The 20,548-nt window shown below is 33.1% G+C and carries 15 protein-coding genes; 6 read left to right on the forward strand and 9 right to left on the reverse strand.

What is annotated here, in order from left to right; translation table 11 throughout:
- Positions 1-172 precede the first annotated feature (172 nt).
- Positions 173-1,861: an ABC transporter ATP-binding protein gene (locus ACZ2G2_RS05255; RefSeq protein ID WP_470394358.1), complete on the forward strand. Its 1,689-nt coding sequence runs from the start codon at positions 173-175 to the stop codon at positions 1,859-1,861.
- Positions 1,862-2,122: 261 nt separating this feature from the next.
- Here ACZ2G2_RS05255 and ACZ2G2_RS05260 read toward each other — a convergent pair whose 3' ends face one another.
- The 7 genes from ACZ2G2_RS05260 to trhO all read right to left on the reverse strand — a co-directional run bounded on the left by ACZ2G2_RS05260 (position 2,123) and on the right by trhO (position 9,741).
- Positions 2,123-2,746 (reverse strand): hypothetical protein, encoded by a 624-nt coding sequence (locus ACZ2G2_RS05260; RefSeq protein ID WP_470394360.1) that lies wholly within the window; start codon positions 2,744-2,746, stop codon positions 2,123-2,125.
- A gap of 42 nt (positions 2,747-2,788) precedes the next feature.
- Positions 2,789-3,442, reverse strand: coding sequence for a CoA transferase subunit B (locus ACZ2G2_RS05265; RefSeq protein WP_101202851.1), 654 nt, complete (start codon positions 3,440-3,442; stop codon positions 2,789-2,791).
- Positions 3,443-3,489: 47 nt separating this feature from the next.
- On the reverse strand, positions 3,490-4,191 hold the full coding sequence (locus ACZ2G2_RS05270; protein WP_090837387.1) for a CoA transferase subunit A: 702 nt from the start codon (positions 4,189-4,191) through the stop codon (positions 3,490-3,492).
- A 90-nt stretch (positions 4,192-4,281) separates the two neighbouring features.
- Positions 4,282-6,633, reverse strand: coding sequence for a penicillin-binding protein 1A (locus ACZ2G2_RS05275; protein WP_470394361.1), 2,352 nt, complete (start codon positions 6,631-6,633; stop codon positions 4,282-4,284).
- Positions 6,634-6,698: 65 nt separating this feature from the next.
- Entirely contained in the window at positions 6,699-7,181 is a 483-nt protein-coding gene (locus ACZ2G2_RS05280) for a gliding motility lipoprotein GldH (protein ID WP_090837280.1), read from the reverse strand.
- On the reverse strand, positions 7,168-8,490 hold the full coding sequence (locus ACZ2G2_RS05285) for a PSP1 domain-containing protein (protein ID WP_470394362.1): 1,323 nt from the start codon (positions 8,488-8,490) through the stop codon (positions 7,168-7,170). The genes ACZ2G2_RS05280 and ACZ2G2_RS05285 overlap by 14 nt, the downstream gene beginning before the upstream one ends.
- A gap of 186 nt (positions 8,491-8,676) precedes the next feature.
- On the reverse strand, positions 8,677-9,741 hold the full coding sequence (gene trhO, locus ACZ2G2_RS05290; RefSeq protein ID WP_470394363.1) for an oxygen-dependent tRNA uridine(34) hydroxylase TrhO: 1,065 nt from the start codon (positions 9,739-9,741) through the stop codon (positions 8,677-8,679).
- A gap of 495 nt (positions 9,742-10,236) precedes the next feature.
- Here trhO and recA point away from each other — a divergent pair, with 495 nt between their 5' ends.
- The 4 genes from recA (at position 10,237) to ACZ2G2_RS05310 (ending at position 13,862) form a co-directional block, all read left to right on the forward strand.
- Positions 10,237-11,241 (forward strand): recombinase RecA, encoded by a 1,005-nt coding sequence (gene recA, locus ACZ2G2_RS05295; protein ID WP_470394364.1) that lies wholly within the window; start codon positions 10,237-10,239, stop codon positions 11,239-11,241.
- A 99-nt stretch (positions 11,242-11,340) separates the two neighbouring features.
- Positions 11,341-11,742 (forward strand): hypothetical protein, encoded by a 402-nt coding sequence (locus tag ACZ2G2_RS05300; RefSeq protein ID WP_470394366.1) that lies wholly within the window; start codon positions 11,341-11,343, stop codon positions 11,740-11,742.
- Between the two features lie 29 nt (positions 11,743-11,771).
- Positions 11,772-12,314, forward strand: a complete 543-nt coding sequence (locus ACZ2G2_RS05305) for an RNA polymerase sigma factor (protein WP_090837272.1) — start codon at positions 11,772-11,774, stop codon at positions 12,312-12,314.
- Positions 12,315-13,862: a hypothetical protein gene (locus ACZ2G2_RS05310; protein ID WP_470394368.1), complete on the forward strand. Its 1,548-nt coding sequence runs from the start codon at positions 12,315-12,317 to the stop codon at positions 13,860-13,862.
- Between the two features lie 64 nt (positions 13,863-13,926).
- Here ACZ2G2_RS05310 and ACZ2G2_RS05315 read toward each other — a convergent pair whose 3' ends face one another.
- Entirely contained in the window at positions 13,927-14,664 is a 738-nt protein-coding gene (locus tag ACZ2G2_RS05315) for a lysophospholipid acyltransferase family protein (protein WP_470394369.1), read from the reverse strand.
- Positions 14,665-14,743: 79 nt separating this feature from the next.
- Between ACZ2G2_RS05315 and trpS the strand changes: the two genes are divergently transcribed.
- Positions 14,744-15,712, forward strand: a complete 969-nt coding sequence (gene trpS, locus ACZ2G2_RS05320; RefSeq protein ID WP_090837266.1) for a tryptophan--tRNA ligase — start codon at positions 14,744-14,746, stop codon at positions 15,710-15,712.
- A 91-nt stretch (positions 15,713-15,803) separates the two neighbouring features.
- Here the strand turns inward: trpS and ACZ2G2_RS05325 are convergent, their stop codons facing one another.
- On the reverse strand, positions 15,804-20,534 hold the full coding sequence (locus ACZ2G2_RS05325; protein WP_470394371.1) for a T9SS type A sorting domain-containing protein: 4,731 nt from the start codon (positions 20,532-20,534) through the stop codon (positions 15,804-15,806).
- Positions 20,535-20,548 lie beyond the last annotated feature (14 nt).

Raw genomic sequence — 20,548 nt, forward strand, 5'->3', positions numbered from 1 at the left:
TTAATGGATTAGACTATATACTGTTAAATTATTGTGAAAATTATATAATATTTAACAGTACTAACATCATATTAATATTTTTTCGACTAAAAACAACTTAAAAAATACCATTCGATTTTATGTGTGGTTTAACCCACAATCAATTGAAAGAAATTAATTACTTTTACCCTATATGAGCGACATTTTACTAAATATAGAGCACCTCTCTATTGACTTTAAAAACGAAAAGTCATACAAAACCATCATTAAAAACATTTCTTATCAAGTATACAAAAATGAAATTGTTGGTATTGTTGGCGAGTCAGGATCTGGTAAATCCGTATCATCTTTAGCCATATTAGGCTTGCTGCCAAAACGTATTTCTAAAATCACATCAGGAAGCATCACGTTTAATAACCAAGATTTAACCAAATTAAACAGCAAGCAGTTCCAAACCATTCGAGGACAAAAAATAGCAATGATTTTTCAAGAACCCATGAGTTCTTTAAACCCATCGATGACCTGCGGAAAGCAAGTAGAAGAAATCCTATTTCAGCACACCACATTAACAAAAAAACAAGTTAAAGCAGAAACACTCTTTTTATTAGAAAAAGTAAAATTACCAAATCCAGAACGGGTTTATAAAGCCTATCCGCATGAAATTTCTGGAGGTCAAAAACAACGTGTTATGATTGCTATGGCAATTGCATGTAAACCACAATTACTTATCGCTGACGAGCCTACAACTGCTTTAGATGTAACAGTACAAAAAGAAATTATTAGTCTTCTAAAAGCGCTTCAAGCAGAAACCAAAATGAGTATTATTTTTATAACTCATGATCTAAGTTTAATTTCTGAAATCGCAAATCGCGTTTTAGTGATGTACAAAGGTGAAATTGTAGAACAAAATACAGTAGATACCATTTTTAAACATCCAGAACATAGCTACACAAAAGCACTTATAACGTCGCGACCATCATTACATGTGCGTCTAAAAACGTTACCAACTATTACAGACGTATTAAACAACACCGTTTCTAATACTATAATTACCAGTGACATGCGTAAAGTACAGCATGAAAAAATATACTCAAAACCACCATTACTTCAAGTTATTAATCTTGAAAAAGAATACCTCTCTAAATCTGGTTTTTTCGCTAAAGCGGAAACTTTTAAAGCAGTAAACAACGTTAGTTTTAATGTATATGAAGGCGAAACACTTGGCTTGGTTGGCGAGTCTGGCTGTGGTAAATCTACCTTAGGAAATGCCATATTATTACTAGACAAAGCAACAAAAGGTCAAATATTATATAAAGGACAAGATATAACCCACTTAACTAAAGCTGAAACTATAGCCATTAGAAAAGATATACAGATTATATTTCAAGATCCTTACGCCTCCTTAAATCCAAGAATAACCATTGGAAATGCCATTATGGAACCCATGAAGGTCCATAAATTATATGCTTCAGAAATAGAAAGACGAGATAAAACTTTAGAAATATTAAACCGTGTTGGTTTAGACGACACTGCTTTTAACAGATATCCACATGAGTTTTCTGGAGGACAAAGACAACGTATTGGAATAGCACGTACTATTGCATTACAACCTAAATTAATAGTCTGTGATGAGTCTGTGTCCGCATTAGACATATCAGTTCAAGCACAAGTATTAAATCTTTTAAACGAATTGAAAGACAACTTTGGATTTACTTATATATTTATCTCTCATGATTTGGCAGTAGTAAAATATATGAGTGACCAACTATTAGTAATGAGTAAAGGTCAAATTGAAGAATTAGATGATGCTGATATCATTTACAACACACCTAAAAAAGCATATACAAAAAAGCTAATTAATGCAATCCCTAAAGGCTTATAGCATAAATAGTTTTTTAGTTAAATAAAAAATGCTGCTAGTAAAATTAACAGCATTTTTTAATCCACTTTTAAAATTTTTGAAAAACATAAGCAGGTTAGGTTTTTGATAAATTTGAAACAAAAAAGTATTAAAAACAGATTTGGTCTTTTAGACTTTGGTTAGTTTTAATGGTTTGGTTTGGGATTGTAAACATACAATCTCTTTTTAAATTTATCAGTCAAAAAGCGTAATTATTCGATTAAATACACTTTATTTTAACATTTACCCCTTTTTAGCCTTCTTAATCGTTAATACGCCACGTGTTGGATAATAACTTCTACCATAGTTAGATCTTCTATCCTCACCTAATCTTGAGGCCACCTGATTGGTCATTTTTATAACAAAGACCTCCTCTGCATTTGGAAACGACAAGTCGCGTCCATCCATATCAACTTTTTCTCCTTTAGAAGAATGATCCTTTTTTCTATGATGATAATCTTCCGTATCATACAACTCATTATAGCAATGGATTAACTCATGCGATAATAAAGAGACCGGAGAATTATATCCTTTATTACGTGTAAACCATTTCTTTTTATGATTTTTTCTAAAAACCACACCATGTGTATCATAAAATAAAACGGTATTATGACTGGGACTATATGCGTTTTTTTGAGCCGGAATAATTGTTATATTATTTACTACATCTGCTACTAAAACATCAATAACGTCAACTCTATGTACTTGTTCGTCTTCTTCAAACGTAATGGTAAGCGCACTAGTCTTCACTAAAAAGTCTAATGCAATTGTTGTGTTTCTTAAAAAACGATCTTCAATTAAATCATGATTCCTCTCAGCAACATAATTATAATCTACATATTGATTGGCTAATGTTTTTATGCGCATAAATCTATTTTATATTAAAATGTAATAACAATATTACTACTATTACAAATTCATTTCAGGAATATCTCCCTCAATAATCAATGTTCCTTCTGTTGCGTTTTGAATATCCTCTACAGATACACCAGGCGCACGTTCTAACAACTTAAAACCCTTATCTGTTACTTCTAGCACTGCTAGGTTAGTGACTACTTTTTTAACGCAACCAACACCCGTTAAAGGCAAACTACATTTTTTAAGTAATTTTGATTCGCCTGCTCTATTAGTATGCATCATAGCCACAATAATATTTTCGGCACTAGCTACTAAATCCATTGCACCACCCATACCCTTAACCATTTTACCAGGTATTTTCCAATTGGCAATATCTCCATTTTCAGCAACTTCCATTGCTCCTAAAATAGTTAAATCTACATGTTGCCCGCGTATCATTGCAAAGCTAGTCGCGCTATCAAAAAAGCTAGCACCAGGTAACGTTGTTATGGTTTGTTTACCTGCATTTATAATATCAGCATCTTCTTCGCCTTCAAAAGGAAAAGGCCCCATACCTAATACTCCGTTTTCAGATTGAAACTCTACTTCTATATCGTTACGTACATAATTAGCCACTAAAGTTGGGATTCCAATCCCTAAGTTAACGTAGTAACCATCTTGCACTTCCTGTGCAATACGTTTTGCTATTCCTGTTTTGTCAAGCATGTTATTTTCTTTTTGTAATTTCTGCTTAAGCAGAAAATTATTAAAATTTATTCTTTAGTACGAACCGTTCTTTGCTCAATTCTTTTCTCATATTTCTCACCTTGAAAAATACGCTGTACAAATATCCCTGGAATATGAATTTGATTTGGATCTAATTCGCCAACAGGCACTAAATGCTCTACCTCAGCGACTGTAATTTTTGCTGCTCCAGCCATACACGGGTTAAAATTTCTTGCAGTTCCTTTAAAAATTAAATTACCTGCAGCATCTCCTTTCCAAGCTTTTACAAAAGCAAAATCGGCTTTAAACGCATGCTCTAATACATACATTTTACCATCAAATTCTCTAGTTTCTTTTCCTTCTGCCACTTCTGTCCCATAACCTGCTGGTGTGAAAATAGCAGGAAAACCTGCTTGAGCAGCACGACAACGTTCTGCCAAAGTCCCTTGCGGAATTAACTCCACATCCAATTCTCCAGACAACATCTGTCTTTCAAACTCATCATTTTCTCCAACATAAGAAGATACCATTTTTTTTATTTGCTTCTTTTGAAGCAATAAACCTAAACCAAAATCGTCCACTCCTGCATTATTTGAAATACAAGTCACGCCTTTAACATTTAGCTTTACAAGCTCTGCAATAGCATTTTCAGGAATACCGCTTAGCCCAAAACCACCTAGCATAAACGTCATATTATCCTGTACACCTTCTAGCGCATCTGAAACTGAATTAACTGTTTTTAGAATCATTATTTTTCTAATTTTTTGTGGTTTAAATTTAAGAAATAAAAAAGCCATTCTGTTATGAATGGCTTTTATTTTTTTAAACTAAAAAGGTAATTAAAACTCTAGTTCGTCCGGAATATCGTCTTCTGGTGATACTCCTCCTTCACCATCTCCTTCATCTGGATTGTAATTATCGCAATTAACTTCAATACTTAAATCTTTAGGTTTGATAAAATCTGCTTTAGATACTTCTAAAGTTTCATCTTCATAGCAGCTCTTCATGTACATTCCCCAAATAGGAAGCGCCATAGATGCCCCTTGACCATAGGCTATCCCTTTAAAATGAACAGCTCTATCCTCTGCACCAACCCAAACACCAGTCACTAAATTTGGTACCATACCCATAAACCAACCATCTGATTGATTTTGAGTGGTCCCTGTTTTACCTGCTATTGGATTATTAAGCTCATATGGATATCCCGTAATAATTTCTTTATACATTGGTAAATTTGCACGCCACTTACCTCTTAAACGACCTCCTGAACCAGACTCTACCACACCTTGCATTAGCTTAACAGTTACATACGCAGACTCTTCGCTTAATACATCTTTTGTTTCTGGAACAAATTGATATAAAACAGTATCGTTTTTATCCACTATTGTGGTTATCATAACTGGCTTAGTATATACCCCTTGATTAGCAAATGCCGAATATGCACCTACCATTTCGTAAACACTAATATCTGGCGTCCCTAAAGCAATAGATGGTACTAATGGAATATCTGAAGTAATTCCTAAATTTTTAGCTAATTCTGCTACTGGCTGTGGACCAACTTTATCCATTAATCTAGCCGTAATTGTATTAACAGAGTTTGCTAAAGCCTTCTTTAACGTTACCTCTCCATCATAATCACCACCATCATTTGTTGGCGTCCACGGTTCTGGATTACCATATTTGTTAGCCTCAATAGTTATTGGCGCTAATGGTAATTTATCGCATGGCGACATGTGTAATTGATTAATAGCAGTTGCATAAACAAAAGGCTTAAATGTAGACCCCACTTGACGCTTCCCTTGTTTTACGTGATCGTATTGGAAGTGTCTATAATTCATACCCCCAACCCATGCTTTAACATGTCCTGTTTGCGGATCCATACTCATCATTCCTGGATGTAAAAAAGACTTGTAATAACGCATAGAATCTATAGGCTTCATGATTGTATCAACCTCACTAGGTCTTCCATCTTTTTCCCATTTAAAAACCGTCATTTTTGTTGGTTCGTAAAAAGAAGCCTCAATCTCTTTAACGCTTTTACCCGCTTTTTTCAAGAGTCTCCAACGCTCTCCACGACGCATAGCTGTTTTTAAAAGTTTATCAATCTCGTCATTATCTAAATCTAAAAATGGCGTAGTCTTATTACGTTCTGGTGTATTTTGCACAAAAAATTCTGCTTGCAATCTTGGCATATGCCTAGCAACCGCCAACTCTGCATATTTTTGCATACGCGAGTCTATAGTTGTGTAGATTTTTAAACCATCGCTATTTATATCATACTTACTTCCATCTGGCTTTCTGTTTTTTGGATCGTTCATCCAATCTTTCATAAAAGCTCTTAGATATTCTCTAAAATAAGTTGCAGTTCCTGTACGGTGTGTTTGCGGCGAAAACCTTAAATCTAATTCTGTTTTTTGTAACGAATCTTTTACTTCTTTAGAAATAAAACCATAATTTTCCATCTGGTACAATACCACATTTCGTCTATTTTTTACACCTACTGGATTTCTTGAAGGAATTGGATTGTAAAACGAAGAGTTTTTAAACATCCCAACTAACATTGCCGACTCTTTAACGCTTAAATCTTTTGGCTCTTTGTTGAAGTAAATATTTGAAGCAGAACGAATTCCGTCACCGTTATTACCAAAATCGTAAATATTAAAATACTGTGCTATAATTTCTTCTTTAGTGTATTGACGTTCCAAACGAATTGCAATAACCCACTCTTTAGCTTTTTGAATAATACGCGTAAAAATATTAGTTGACCCTTCACCATGTAACAATTGTTTTGCTAACTGCTGAGAAATTGTACTTGCACCACCACTTCCTGGCTTTAAAATTGCACGAAGCGTACCACGTCCATCAATACCAGAATGCTCATAATATCTTGCATCTTCAGTAGCTATTAAAGCTTCAACCAAATGGCTAGGCAGCTCATTAAAAGGCACAGGCGTCCTATTATCATTAAAATAAAACTTAGCCAATGTTTTTCCGTCAGACGAAATAATTTCTGTAGCTAAATTTGTTTTAGGGTTTTCCAATTGTGTGTGATCTGGTAATTTACCTAAAGCACCCCAAGATGCTAATAAAAAGAACAACACTATTGACAGTATACCTCCTAAAAATAATATCCAAAACCATCTGATATATTTTTCGAAACCTACTACTTCTGCTTTTTTTGCTTTTGCCATACTAACTTTTAATATCTCTTTTAAATATACACTTTGACTAAATTATGTCTGTGTGTGACACTATTTTACTCTGTTTTTTCTATTCTAAACCCAACATCTGTAATACCTTCTAGACTAACAACACCATTAACCTCTCCACTACCTCTCATAGCCTGTTGGATGCTTACAGTATACGTCCCGTCTTCGTTAAAAACAACCCCATCTTTATACCACAACTTGTTTTCTTTAACAGCAGACAAACCTTGACCTAGCCATTCGCCATTTTTCTCTGTCATTTTATATTCTAATGTATCCGTTACTGTTTTACCGTGAGGAAAATCCATTTGAACAATTAAATATAAGTTATTGTATTTGTAAGCGTTGGTGTTTCTAACGTTTACAAACAAATTATACGGTTTAATAGAGTCTGGTGCGTTTATTTTAAACTGTACTACATCCTCTTTATTCCAAGAAGTAGAGACGCTTTTATACTCGTCAAAGACTGCTTTAGAATCGCAAGAAGACAATACAATCAAAAGTAAAACAACTACAATTCTACTTACTCTCATTAGGTTTATTGTTATTGTTTTCCGGTTTCCTTTTATTTGGCTTGCGTTTTGGCTTAGGTTTAGGCTTCGCGCTATTGGTTTGATTTTTAGCATTTGGCGTATTGCTTTTATTAACAGTACTCCCTTTACTAGCATTCGTGTTATTATTTTTTACCTCAACCTTGTTCTGAACCGGCTTTTTATTTCGGCTTCTATTGTTTTTACGTTTTTTATTGCCTTTTGGACTATCAAAACGTGTTAAACTATCTTGACCAACTACATTTTCAAACTCTGTTTTCTCGTCTTCTACCAGGTCAACCGCGTATTCTTCAAGGCTTGCAACTTTTTCTCTTTTTTTATTAATTGCAATAATTTCGCTAGCTTGATCTGTAGTAATTAGGTGCCAATTCATCCATTCTCCTTCATAAGCATACCACATATGCCCTTTAAAAATGTCTGTTTTTTGACAAACTGCAGTTCCTTTTTCTGTGTATAATTTAGTGTCTGCTTTTGGGAATGCTTTTAAGGCATCTAAATACGAATCCAACTCGTAATTTAAACAACATTTTAGCTTACCACATTGTCCAGCTAATTTTTGAGGATTAAGTGACAATTGTTGGTAACGTGCGGCACTTGTACTTACAGATCTAAAATCTGTTAACCAAGTAGAACAACATAATTCGCGACCACAAGAACCAATACCACCAAGTCTAGATGCTTCCTGACGGAAACCGACTTGTTTCATTTCTATACGTATTCTAAACTCTCTTGCGTATATTTTAATAAGCTCTCTAAAATCTACGCGCTCTTCAGCTGTGTAATAAAAGGTTGCTTTACTACTATCACCTTGAAACTCTATATCAGAGATTTTCATGTGAAGTTTTAAATCGATAGCAAATTGACGTGCTTTAACCTTCATAGGCTCTTCCTTGTCACGTGCTTCGCTCCAGATATCTATATCTTTTTGAGAGGCTTTACGATAGATTTTTAAAATATCGTTTTTAGTATCTATTCGTTTACGTTTTATTTGAACACGCACTAATTCACCCGTAAGGGTAACCATACCAATATCATGTCCTGATTGCGCCTGAGTGGCAACAATATCTCCGATACTTAAAGTTAAATTTTCTGCGTTATGATAATAATGTTTACGTCCGTTTTTAAAACGAACCTCCACCCAATCAAATGGTTTTTCGCCATTTGGAACAGACATATTTGCTAACCAATCAAAAACGGTTAATTTATTGCAACTATCTGTACCACATGTTCCGTTATTTTTACAACCTTTTGGTTGTCCGTCTTTTCCTGTAGCGCAACTTTGACAAGCCATACTATTTATGTGTATATATTGAATCTTAAGGTGTTACCCTAAAGATGAAGATTAATAATTAGTTGTTTCTGCGTAAGCAAACCTCAACTCTTGCTAATTTGTAAAGATAAGATTATTTGTCTGACTTTAAAACATAAAAAAAGCGTGATAAAAATTATCACGCTTTTAGCCTATATCGTTATGATTTTACTTTTTAAAAGTCTCAAATATATTACGTAAATCCTTTTTATACGGTAAATGATCTGCACGTCCTTTTTTAAAGATATCATTACTATTACCTTGTCCTTTTCTTAATTCTTTCTGCTCTTCAAAAGGCAATGCGTGTATTTCTTTACAGGTTGTAGAACAACAATTATCCATTTCTGCTTTACAATTATCACATTGGATAAATAATAAATGACAGGCATCATTAGCACAGTTAACATGTGCATCGCATGACGTACCGCATTGGTGGCATTTAGCAATAACATCGTCACTGATTTTTTCTGAGCGACGCTCGTCAAAAACAAAGTTTTTACCTATAAATTTATTGTCTATACCTTCTTCGTTTACCTGTCTAGTGTATTCAATAATACCACCTTCTAATTGGTATACGTTTTTAAAACCTTTGTGTTTGTAATAGGCACTTGCTTTTTCGCAACGTATACCGCCTGTACAATACATTAGCAGGTTTTTTTCCTCTTTATGTTCTCTTAAATCCGCTTCAATAATATCTAAAGATTCTCTAAACGTGTCTACATCTGGTGTTACTGCACCATCAAAATGTCCAATTTCGCTTTCGTAATGATTACGCATATCCACACACACCGTGTTTGGATTAGCCAACATGTCGTTAAAGTCTTTTGCTGATAAATGCACCCCTTTGTTGGTAACATCAAACGTGTCATCATTTAAACCGTCCGCTACTATTTTATCACGAACTTTGACTTTAAGCTTTAAAAAAGACATGTTGTCTTGCTCTACAGCAATGTTAAGTCTAACATCTTTTAAAAAATCAATACTATCTAAATAAATTTTAAAAGCGTCAAAACTATCTGCCGGTAAAGACAATTGGGCATTAATCCCTTCCGTTGCGATATAAATACGTCCTAAAACGTCTAGACTATCCCATTTGACAAATAGTTGATCTCTTAATTCTTGTGGATTGCTAATGCGAGCATACTGATAAAAAGACAACGTCAAACGGTCTTTCCCAGCTTTTTCAATAAGTTCTGCTCTTTCAATAGCGCTTAATTTGTTGTACAGTTGCATGCTATACTTAGTTTTAAGTGTTAATAAAAAGTTTTTGCAAAGGTATTGTTTTTGTTGAAATAAGCAAGTTGTTAACTACTATTAGCCATATAAAACACGACATCAAATATCTTATTTTGATAAAAAAAGGCCAAAAAAAAAGTCCTTTACGCTTTGCAAAGGACTTTTAATAGACTAACTCGTTATTACTATTTAATTTAATGTATTAAACAATATCCCGAGCTAACCTCCATCGGCTTTACAGCTGCTGTTAATAAAAATAGCAACTGAAACGCCTAATGTTTTTGTGTGTACTAACTTTTTTAAATATTTCATACCCTTAAAATTTAAAGGATTAACATTTTTAAAAGCGGATTAAATTTTCTTTTTCATAGCATATCTTTTCCACTTCAATAAGTAGATGCAAAAACTTTAAAAAGGTTGCGTGAGAAAATTAAAATTCTTTAAAAAAGTAGTATTTTAGCATAGAAAAATTTTTTTAATAAAACTTGACGTATGAGTAAAGAGAAAGAAGCAAAGCTAAAAGCATTACAATTAACCTTAGACAAATTAGACAAAGCCTACGGAAAAGGTACGGTAATGAAAATGAGTGATGCTGCTGTTGTTGATGTAGAGGCTATCCCATCGGGATCTTTAGGTTTAGATATTGCATTAGGAGTTGGTGGTTACCCAAGAGGTAGAGTTATAGAAATATATGGTCCAGAATCTTCTGGAAAAACAACATTAACGCTTCATGCCATTGCAGAAGCACAAAAAGCTGGAGGTATTGCTGCATTTATTGATGCAGAACATGCTTTTGATAGATTTTATGCTGAAAAATTAGGAGTTGATATTGATAATCTTATTATTTCTCAGCCTGATAACGGAGAGCAAGCTTTAGAAATTGCTGACAATTTAATTAGATCGGGTGCAATTGACATTGTTGTAATTGATTCTGTTGCTGCACTAACACCAAAAGCAGAGATTGAAGGCGAAATGGGTGACTCTAAAATGGGTTTACACGCACGTTTAATGTCTCAAGCCTTAAGAAAGTTAACTGCCTCTATTAGCAAAACTAATTGTACAGTAATATTTATTAACCAATTACGTGAAAAAATTGGTGTAATGTTTGGTAATCCAGAAACAACAACGGGTGGTAACGCTTTAAAGTTTTATGCTTCTGTAAGATTAGATATTAGAAGATCTACACAAATCAAGGATAGTAACGGAGCTGTATTAGGTAATAAAACTAGAGTAAAAGTTGTAAAAAACAAAGTTGCTCCACCTTTTAGAATGGCAGAATTTGACATCATGTATGGAGAAGGTGTTAGTAAAGTAGGTGAAATATTAGATGTTGCTGTAGAAAAAGAAATCATTAAAAAAAGTGGTTCATGGTTTAGTTACGGAGAGACCAAATTAGGTCAAGGACGTGATGCTGTTAAACTAATTATAAAAGACAATCCAGAACTGTTTGACGAGCTGGAAGAAAAAATTAAAATAGCCATTAAAGAAAGTATCTAAAATTAAAAATCCCGATTATATCGGGATTTTTTTGGTTTAAGACGCAACCTTTTAATAATTTAAGCATCTATTAAATAACAAATATTTAGTTTACAAAAAATGAAAAAGCTTTTAACCGCTTTGACAATGATAATTGTCTTGTCCTGTAGCTTAGATGACCAAGAGCAAAATATGCACCTAGAGACCCTACCAATAGATAGCGCCTCCATGCCTGAATACTTCCAAGAAGGACAAACTTACCAAATAGACTTAAATTACACAAAACCAACAACGTGTCACTCCTTTTACGACTTATATTATGTCAAGGATGGCAATACTAGAACTGTTGCAGTTATTAACTCTGTGCTTGATAATACCAGCTGCGAAACGGTTGATTTAGAAATGGAAAAGTCGTTTAATTTTGTAGTTAACAATTCCGAAACCTATGTTTTTAAATTTTGGCAAGGAGAAGATGATGAAGGAAATGATATTTATTTAACCATGGAAATACCTGTACAATAATAAAATACTAATTAATACGATATCCAAAATTGGGTTTAGACCAACTCATACACAACTGCAAGTCCAATGATACTAAAGCACAAAGCGATTTATATAAGCTTTTTTCAAGCAAATTATTTTCGGTTAGCTTAAAGTATTCAAGCTCCTATGCCGAAGCTGAAGATAATTTGCAGGATGCATTTATTACTATTTTCAAAAAAATAAAACAATATAAAAACAAAGGTAGCTTTGAAGGTTGGCTGAAGCGAATCACTATTAACACCGCTTTACAACGTTATAGAAGTCAAAAGGTTTTTGAAATAATTAACGAAGAAGCTATAGTAGACGAAGAAATAGATATAGATGATGATGCTGTTAGTATTGATTATCTGTTGCAATACATACAAGAATTACCAGATAGATACCGGCTAGTATTTAACCTTTATGTTTTAGATGGTTATTCTCATAAAGAAATCGCAGAACTACTATCCATAACCACCGGAACCACAAAATCTAACTTGGCAAGAGCTAGACAATTATTAAAAGAGAAAATATTAGCACACAAAATGGGATTAAACTCTCAATCACTATAAATGAGTAACAAAAAGAACATAGATAGACTATTTCAGGAAAAGTTTAAAGACTTTGATGTTAAACCAGACCCAAAAGTCTGGCAAAAAATTCAATCTGAATTAAACGAAGAACAGGAAGACAAACCAGTGTTTATCCTTCCATTTTGGTTAAAATTATCGGGTATTGCTGCCAGCGCATTATTACTAATGTTTATTGGAAAAAGTATTTTTAATACAGACCAAAATACAATTACACCAACTGTAGTAAATACTGAAAAATTAAACAAAACAAAGAGTAAAGAAGAAATAGATCAAACGCTAAATACTACTCTTGACGACAAAATAAAAACTAGTCAAGACGACTCAAAAACTTATAAAACTGCAGTTTCAAAAACAATAACAACACCCAAATCTACAGACAAAAATAAATTACCAACAGATCAAAAAGTTAGCAATAGTACTAATAGAGTAAGTAGTCGTGCGGTTAAAAAATCTTCTTATAACAACAACAATAGCTTAAAGGCTGCACAACACTCAAACCCGTCGACACAAAGTGAAGCAAAAAACACTTACGCAACAACGGTAAAAAATTCAACAAAACCAACTACAGTTATTCGTGAAAACACAACAAAAACAGAAAACCAAAGTAACACGGTTATAACTCAAAATACAACTAAGACACTACTTAACAACAAAGAAAGTATTGTATCAAACACTACTGTATCCGAAACTCCAACACAAACGATTACCGATACATTAAAAACACAAAAACCATCTATTGAAGATGCTATTGCAGAAAACATTGCAAAGGAAGACGACGTTGATACCGAAGAAAAAAATAGCAATAAATGGGTTGTTAACGCCAATATTGCTCCTGTGTATTATAACATTATGGGAGAAGGGTCCCACTTAGATGAACAATTTAACGACAATAACAAATCTGGTGAAATCAATTCTAGTTATGGTGTTAAAGTTGGGTATACCTTAAACAAAAAACTAACTATTAGATCAGGTGTTAACCGTCTTAACCTTAGTTATGATACGGACGACATTATTGTTTACGAAAAATTTAGTTCGTCAAACAGCATAACCTCAATAGGTAACGAATCAAATTTAAAAAATGTTAATTTCGTTTCCATACCTTCTGGACAACAATTAAGTATGATTAGCGCAAGCAACGTAAACACAATGGAAGTAAGTAGAAGCCTTAATGCGGCTATAAGTCAGCGCATGAGCTATTACGAGATTCCGTTAGAATTAGAATATAAATTACTTGACAAGCGTTTTGGATTACATCTAATAGGCGGATTAAGTACTTTTGTTTTAAATGACAATCAAGTGGTTTCTGAATTAAATGGATCAAATGTTAAAATTGGAGAAGCCAACAACATCAATCCCGTTAGTTTTAGTACCAATATAGGAATTGGACTAAATTTTAGGTTTAGTGATGCAGTGATTTTTAATGTAGAGCCAACATTTAAATATCAGCTAAATACGTTTAACAATACCTCAGGCGACTTTAACCCTTACATTATTGGTTTATATACCGGGTTAAATTATAGATTTTAATTTTTAAGTGCCCTATTTTTAGGGAAGTATATTGAAAAGCTGCTCTGTGCCAAGAGTGGCTTTTCTATTTTTGGAACGCTTTTAGTTGCTCTAAAATAACTTGTCTAGACTTATCGTTTAAAGCTCTAGTATCCTCTTTGGCTAAACCTTCTGTTGGAATAAAATGATGCATCTTTGCTCGCATAACACCTGGTCCTCCGCTAAAAAAAGTATATGAAAAACGTTTTTTATTATCAGCAAAAGTAATTGGTACTATTGGCGTATTGTGGTTTATCGCTAAACGGAAAGCACCGTCTTTAAATTCGCCTAATAAAATCTCCTCATCAGGAACAAGACCTTCAGGAAAAATACAAATACTCAATCCTTGTTTTAAACGTTTTTGAGCTCTTAAAAATACAGCTTGTCTACTTTTCGCACTGCTACGATCTACTAAAATACAGGTTCTTTTATAGAAAAACCCAAACAATGGTATTTTAGACAACTCTGCTTTACCAACAAATACAAATGGATTTTTGGCGGTAACCAACATCAACATAATATCTACCATAGAGGTATGATTAGCTATAAACATATAACTTTTATTAGCTTCTGGTTTCTGAAGATATTCAGTCTTTGTAACAAACCCCATACCAATTAAAATAAATCTAGCCCAAATACGTGCTAACTTAAAAAAATAAGGATACCAAGATTCTTTTAAAATAGAAACTAACAAAAACGGGAACATGATAATAATTGGTAATGCTACTAAGATGTAGAACCAAATACGGTATAATGTCCAAAAAATATATTTAAATACAATCATTATACGTCAAAACTAACTAAATTAATTGAGGTATTCTACTAAAAAAATTACCTTTGCTACTTAGAACATATTTATAATTATGCCAAGAATACTTACAGGAATACAAAGCACAGGAACACCACATTTTGGAAACATCATGGGCGCGTTACGTCCTGCAATAGCATTATCTAATGATGCTAAAAACGAATCGTTTTTATTTATTGCAGACATGCATTCTTTAACTCAAATTAAAGACGCTGAGACACTTAGAAACAACACCTACTCTACTGCTGCAACCTGGCTTGCATTAGGATTAGATATAGAAAAAACAGTGTTTTATAGACAAAGTGATATTCCTCAAACTACTGAATTATCTTGGTATTTAAGTTGCTTTTTTCCTTTTCAACGTTTGACTTTAGCGCATAGTTTTAAAGACAAAGCGGACCGTTTAGAAGATGTAAATGTTGGATTGTTTACCTATCCAATGCTAATGGCTGCAGATATCTTATTATATGATGCAAATATAATTCCTGTTGGAAAAGACCAATTACAGCACATAGAAATGACACGTGATGTTGCATCAAGATTTCATGCCAAATTAGGAGAAACTTTTGTAATCCCAGAAGGTAAAATCCAAGAAAGCAACATGCTTATTCCTGGTACGGATGGTGCTAAAATGAGTAAAAGTAAAGGAAACACTATTAATATCTTTTTACCAGAAAAAAAATTACGAAAACAAATAATGTCTATCGAAACGGATAGTACAGCTCTAGAAGATCCAAAAGATTGGTCTACATGTAACTGTTTTGCTTTATATAAATTATTAGCTTCTGAGAGCGAAATAGCAACTATGAAAGCTAATTACGAAAACGGTAATTACGGCTATGGGCATGCTAAACAAGCGTTATACGAATTAATCTTGGTTACTTTTGAAACTGAGCGTGAACGCTACAACCATTACATGTCTAATTTAAACGAAATAGATGACGCCTTAGCAAAAGGGGCTGAAAAAGCTAAAAAAGTAGCTAACGACGTTTTAGTTAGAGTAAGAGAAAAACTTGGGTACTAATAATACTATCTAATAAATTTAAAAGCCATTATATTTCCTGATAAGAAAATATAATGGCTTTTTGCTTAGGTACAAATCAACTTGTAATTGCTTATAAATTGCCTTGTTTTAATATTCTAACATTTTTTATATTTCCTGTAACGTCTTCAATCTTTAAAAAATATAACCCCTCACTAAAACTGGAGAGATTTAAAGAGTTAACTCCTTTTTTACTTAATACTAATTGCCCTAAGTTATTAAACAACTCTAAAGAGTTGATAGAGGCTTTAGATTTTACATTAACAATACCTGTTGTTGGATTTGGAAAAACTTGAATCTTAACTAATTCATTTTCGGTAGTAGATAGTGTTTCACAACCATTAAAACGGACCTCGAATCTATCATTAAATTCACCAATAGCAGAAGTAAAACTATAATCTGACTCTGATAAATTGTGACATATACCTAACAGTTTATCATCAATATAAATATTTTGGTTATCAAAAAACTCACCTTGAAAATCATTTATATTTATTTTAAATTCTAAAGATTCTGATTCTATAATAGAATTAAAAAAACCAACCGAAATAACTTCATCATTATTTAAGTCTTCTGGAGCTTTACCTTGTATAACAAACTTTTTGTCTGTGTCTGGAATATTAAAATAAATAATTGCATTTTGTCCAACGGGCGTGTGTTCTTCAGCATCGTAAGCATTACCATCATAATTATTAGTTGCTCCTTCCACATAGCCTAATAAAATTTCACCATGAACACCAGTCGTTGTACTTAAGTTTAACTTTAGTTTATTATCAAATGTATTTGAGTTTCTAAAAAATTGCTCGTTACTGCCAGTAACACGCATGGAATTATTAAATATTATATTACCATTTGGAGAAGGAGCACCATTGGAGTAATGAATGAAAAAACCTTGTCCAGATGGAATAAATCTATTAGGAACAATCCCACTTAATCCAACAACTTCCCCACCTGCAATCGCGCCAGTTAAATTAATCATAGCATAATCTCCAAAATCAAAATTTAAGGGTTGATTACCATTAGTAGTCCCACTAGGAGGCGTAAAATGAGACCAAATAAGTACCACACCATCCATAATACCATTGGCATTATAACCTATATAGTTCTCAGCCAAAAAAGCATCAACGCTTATAGCAGAAGCATAAGGGTTACCCACATAAATAGGATTATCATCTCTAACATTTAAGGCTCCTGTACTTACCAAAATTTCATCTTCATCATTTCGTGTTATTGGTACACTTATTACGCCATTATTTAATTCTCCTGTAAATGTTAAAGGTATAGATGTACTCGCGTTAGGTCTTACCACTATACCAATACCTGGCTGCATAACAAAAGTATTATCTGCATAAATCCAATCGTTACCATCATCATCAATACCATCAGAAGCCCCTTCAACACAAACATTATTGTTAAACGTTTCTGCGCAAGAGTCTTTAAAATTAGTGGTATTAAACCAATATCTATACCCGTTAAAAAGCAAGTTATTTTGAAGTAATTCTAAAATGGTTGTACTTGTGGTTGGCGAACTGATATAAGATATTTCTGTATTTACATTAGACATTGCTGTCATTTTTTCAACTATTGCATTTCCAGATCCTTGTAATTGAAAAAATCCAGAATCTTCATTTTGCACAAAAGAGCCTGTATGTTTTACTAATAAATCACCAAAAACTGTCGTGTTATTTTTTACCTCTACATAATCTAAAGCTTCAATTTGTAAATTAAAACCAGTATTTACTGTAAGAGAACAAGCACTAAAACTGCCATTAGTTTGTGTATTATAATGGCCATTTAAAATTACTTCGGTGTCTATATCAGGAGCTCCATTATCCCAAGAAGTTCCGTCCCAAGTCGAAGTACCGGTGCAAGTAGTAGGACAATTTATAGTAATATCTTCTTGATAGGTTATACTACCACATGCATTAGATACTGTGTGTGTAATTGTAAATGTTCCTGCAATAGTAAATGTATAGCTTGGATTTGTGTTGGCTAAGTCATCACCAGCTCCTGACACATCCATTACACCATCATTATCAAAATCCCACTCGTGGGTTTCGTATGTGTTGTTTGCTTGAAAAGTGTATTCTAAACAGTCTGATAAGGATGTTGTTGTTGTAAATGTTGCATCTGTTGGTGCTTCATTTAAAACTGTAATATTAACTGTAACCGTATTATCAGGATCATTTATATTATTTAAGGCTGTAGATGCAGGTGTTGTGGTATTATTTACAAACGACGCTGGAAAGGTTCTACGAAGCTCTAATTGTATTGAGTTTTCTAAAGCGCTAAGTGTAATAGTAGATCCATTATTATTAATAGAATTAATGGTGTAATTTACAGATGCTGGTAGTGTGTTTAACATACCGTCCGTATAAGCGCTTGTAGTATTATCTAAGTCCGTTAATTGAATTCCGTTGGTAATATCCCACCATTCATATTGCAAATTAGAGACTGTACACAAATCTAAACCTATTGTTTGCGTTGCACCACAATCTACAATATAATTACCTGGTGTATCTTGTAAATGGTCTTCTATTAGTTCTATTCTATCTAATGCTAAAAAATAGTATTCAAGAGCGGTAACATAAGGTCGTCCAGAATTAACATAACTATTACCTATGGCATGATTAAAAACTAGAAAAGAGTTAGAACTATCTATTACACTTGGCGAATTAAATGTTATTACTGTTTGTGACCAGTTAAAATCTACCACATCGTCATTGATTAGCAATGTTCTATTATTTAAAAAATTTATATCTCTCGTATTAGTAACACTGACTACAGACGTAGTTAAATCATGATTGGTAGAATGGTTATAAGAACTATTAGCATTATCACTTAAACTTACATCAAGACCAATATTAGGCTGAACATTTGTAGCTGGTGTATTGGTTCCAATAAACGCAGGGTCTACTCCGTCACTTTTATGATATGATAAAATATATTTAGTATTTGATTTTAAGGTTAGAGCTGTCATTACAGCCTCACTATTAAATCTATTTCTATTGTGTGCAGCTAAATGTGCTTGGTATCCAAAAAAATTAAATCTTCCACTAGATGTCCCTGTATTTGGTAAGGAAACTGAATTTCTACCTGAATAAAAATTGACTGTTGAAGTTATACAAGCACTCATATCATCTAACATCCAATCTGTGGAACCAAACTTAAATCGCCATCCTGGTATAGTATTAACATTATTGCTATTACTAATTTCTCCTAATAAAAAACATCTGTTATTAGGCCTAGCTAAAAAATCAATTTCTGGATTACAAATTAAATTACAATCGCTTGTATTTACACATCCAAAATTAGGACACATCGTAACTTTAATATTAACAAATGTATTATTTCCAAGATTACCATTAGTATCTCTTGGTTGGTAACTTAACTGAAGGTCTCCCACAAAATTAGGAGAAACATTAAATGTTCTGTTTGGAGTTACACCTGTAAACGTTGTAATTAAATTACCGTTTAAACTTAAATTAGTCACCTCAAGCGCTAAACCAAGACTAGACACATCATTACTTATTAAATCTTGTTCAAGGATATTTAAAGTATTTCCTTGACAATTTTCAACTGTTGGTTGTGTCATTGGGTCTTCAAAATCATTGATTCCAAAAACTAGAGGCTCACAACCTGAATAAGCTATAATATTACTGGTGTTGTTACTTACAGCAGTAATTATTGCAGGATTAGCAAACGTGACAATATTACTGTTTCCAAATTGAGTAGACAGGTTATAGTTTAAACTACATAAAATATCAAATTCTTGAGAAAGCGGTCTTCTTGAGCTTTCGACAGCAATAGCATAAGCCATTATAAAATCGTTAATGGGGTAATTACAATCGTTATTTAAATCTACATGACTTAAACTTGATCCATTAGAAAAAACCTGTGGTGTATGAACAGGTAAATTATTATCTCCTAATCTTATCTGTGAGGTACTAGGACAACCATTCGTTATTGCATTAATAGAGACTGCACTATTAAAACTCCAGTCTAGACCAAGAGGTACAATTAAATTATCATTTGTATCTGTATGTAATAAAGTATCATATTTTAAAAAAGCCCTTCCATTTTTAGGGTTTCCAAATTCGTCTATACCTGAAGCAAAACCCAATGCATGCATAATTTCGTGCAATAACACCGCATACATATCAAACGAATTTGTTCCAGTAATGCCAGAAGGATTGTTGAAATCACTATACCAACTGTGAAAAAAGTTAACTCTTATTAAACCATCCCAATTATCGGGATTGTTTGATCCAGAATTTATGGCTTTCCAAACTTCACCTTCTACAATGGTTCCCTGTGTAACATTTGAGTATTCATAATAAGATGAGGCAGAAGCTAAAATACTACTGTTGGTAGAAATCGATTGTAGCTCTATTTTTACCGGCTCTAAAACTCCAGTAGCTGGATTTTCTATTATCAACTGCTCTAAATCTGCAAAAATCTGAGCGATTACATTTCTATAATTGGCATTATTGTTAAAATCTGAAATACTATTATCTGTTATCTGATCTGTTAAATAAATAGCAAATAAGCCTTCTGGACTAAGATAATCTGGAGTTAAAGGAATTGCCCTTTGCTCTCCTGATGAGTTAGTGTTTACACTTTTATTATGCGCATTACCAAATCGATCAACAAAATTATCATTAGGAATATTACTTCGGTTTTGATTAGAATCTATATCGTTATTAAGTTCTCCGCATGTATGCACGGTTGGTTCCAATTCTTGTGCAGAAAAATGAAATGGACAAAAGCAAACTAGCAAAAATAATAAGGAAAGTTTCTTCATGAGTATTTCTCGTA

The organism is Olleya sp. KKT75, assembly GCF_055635485.1.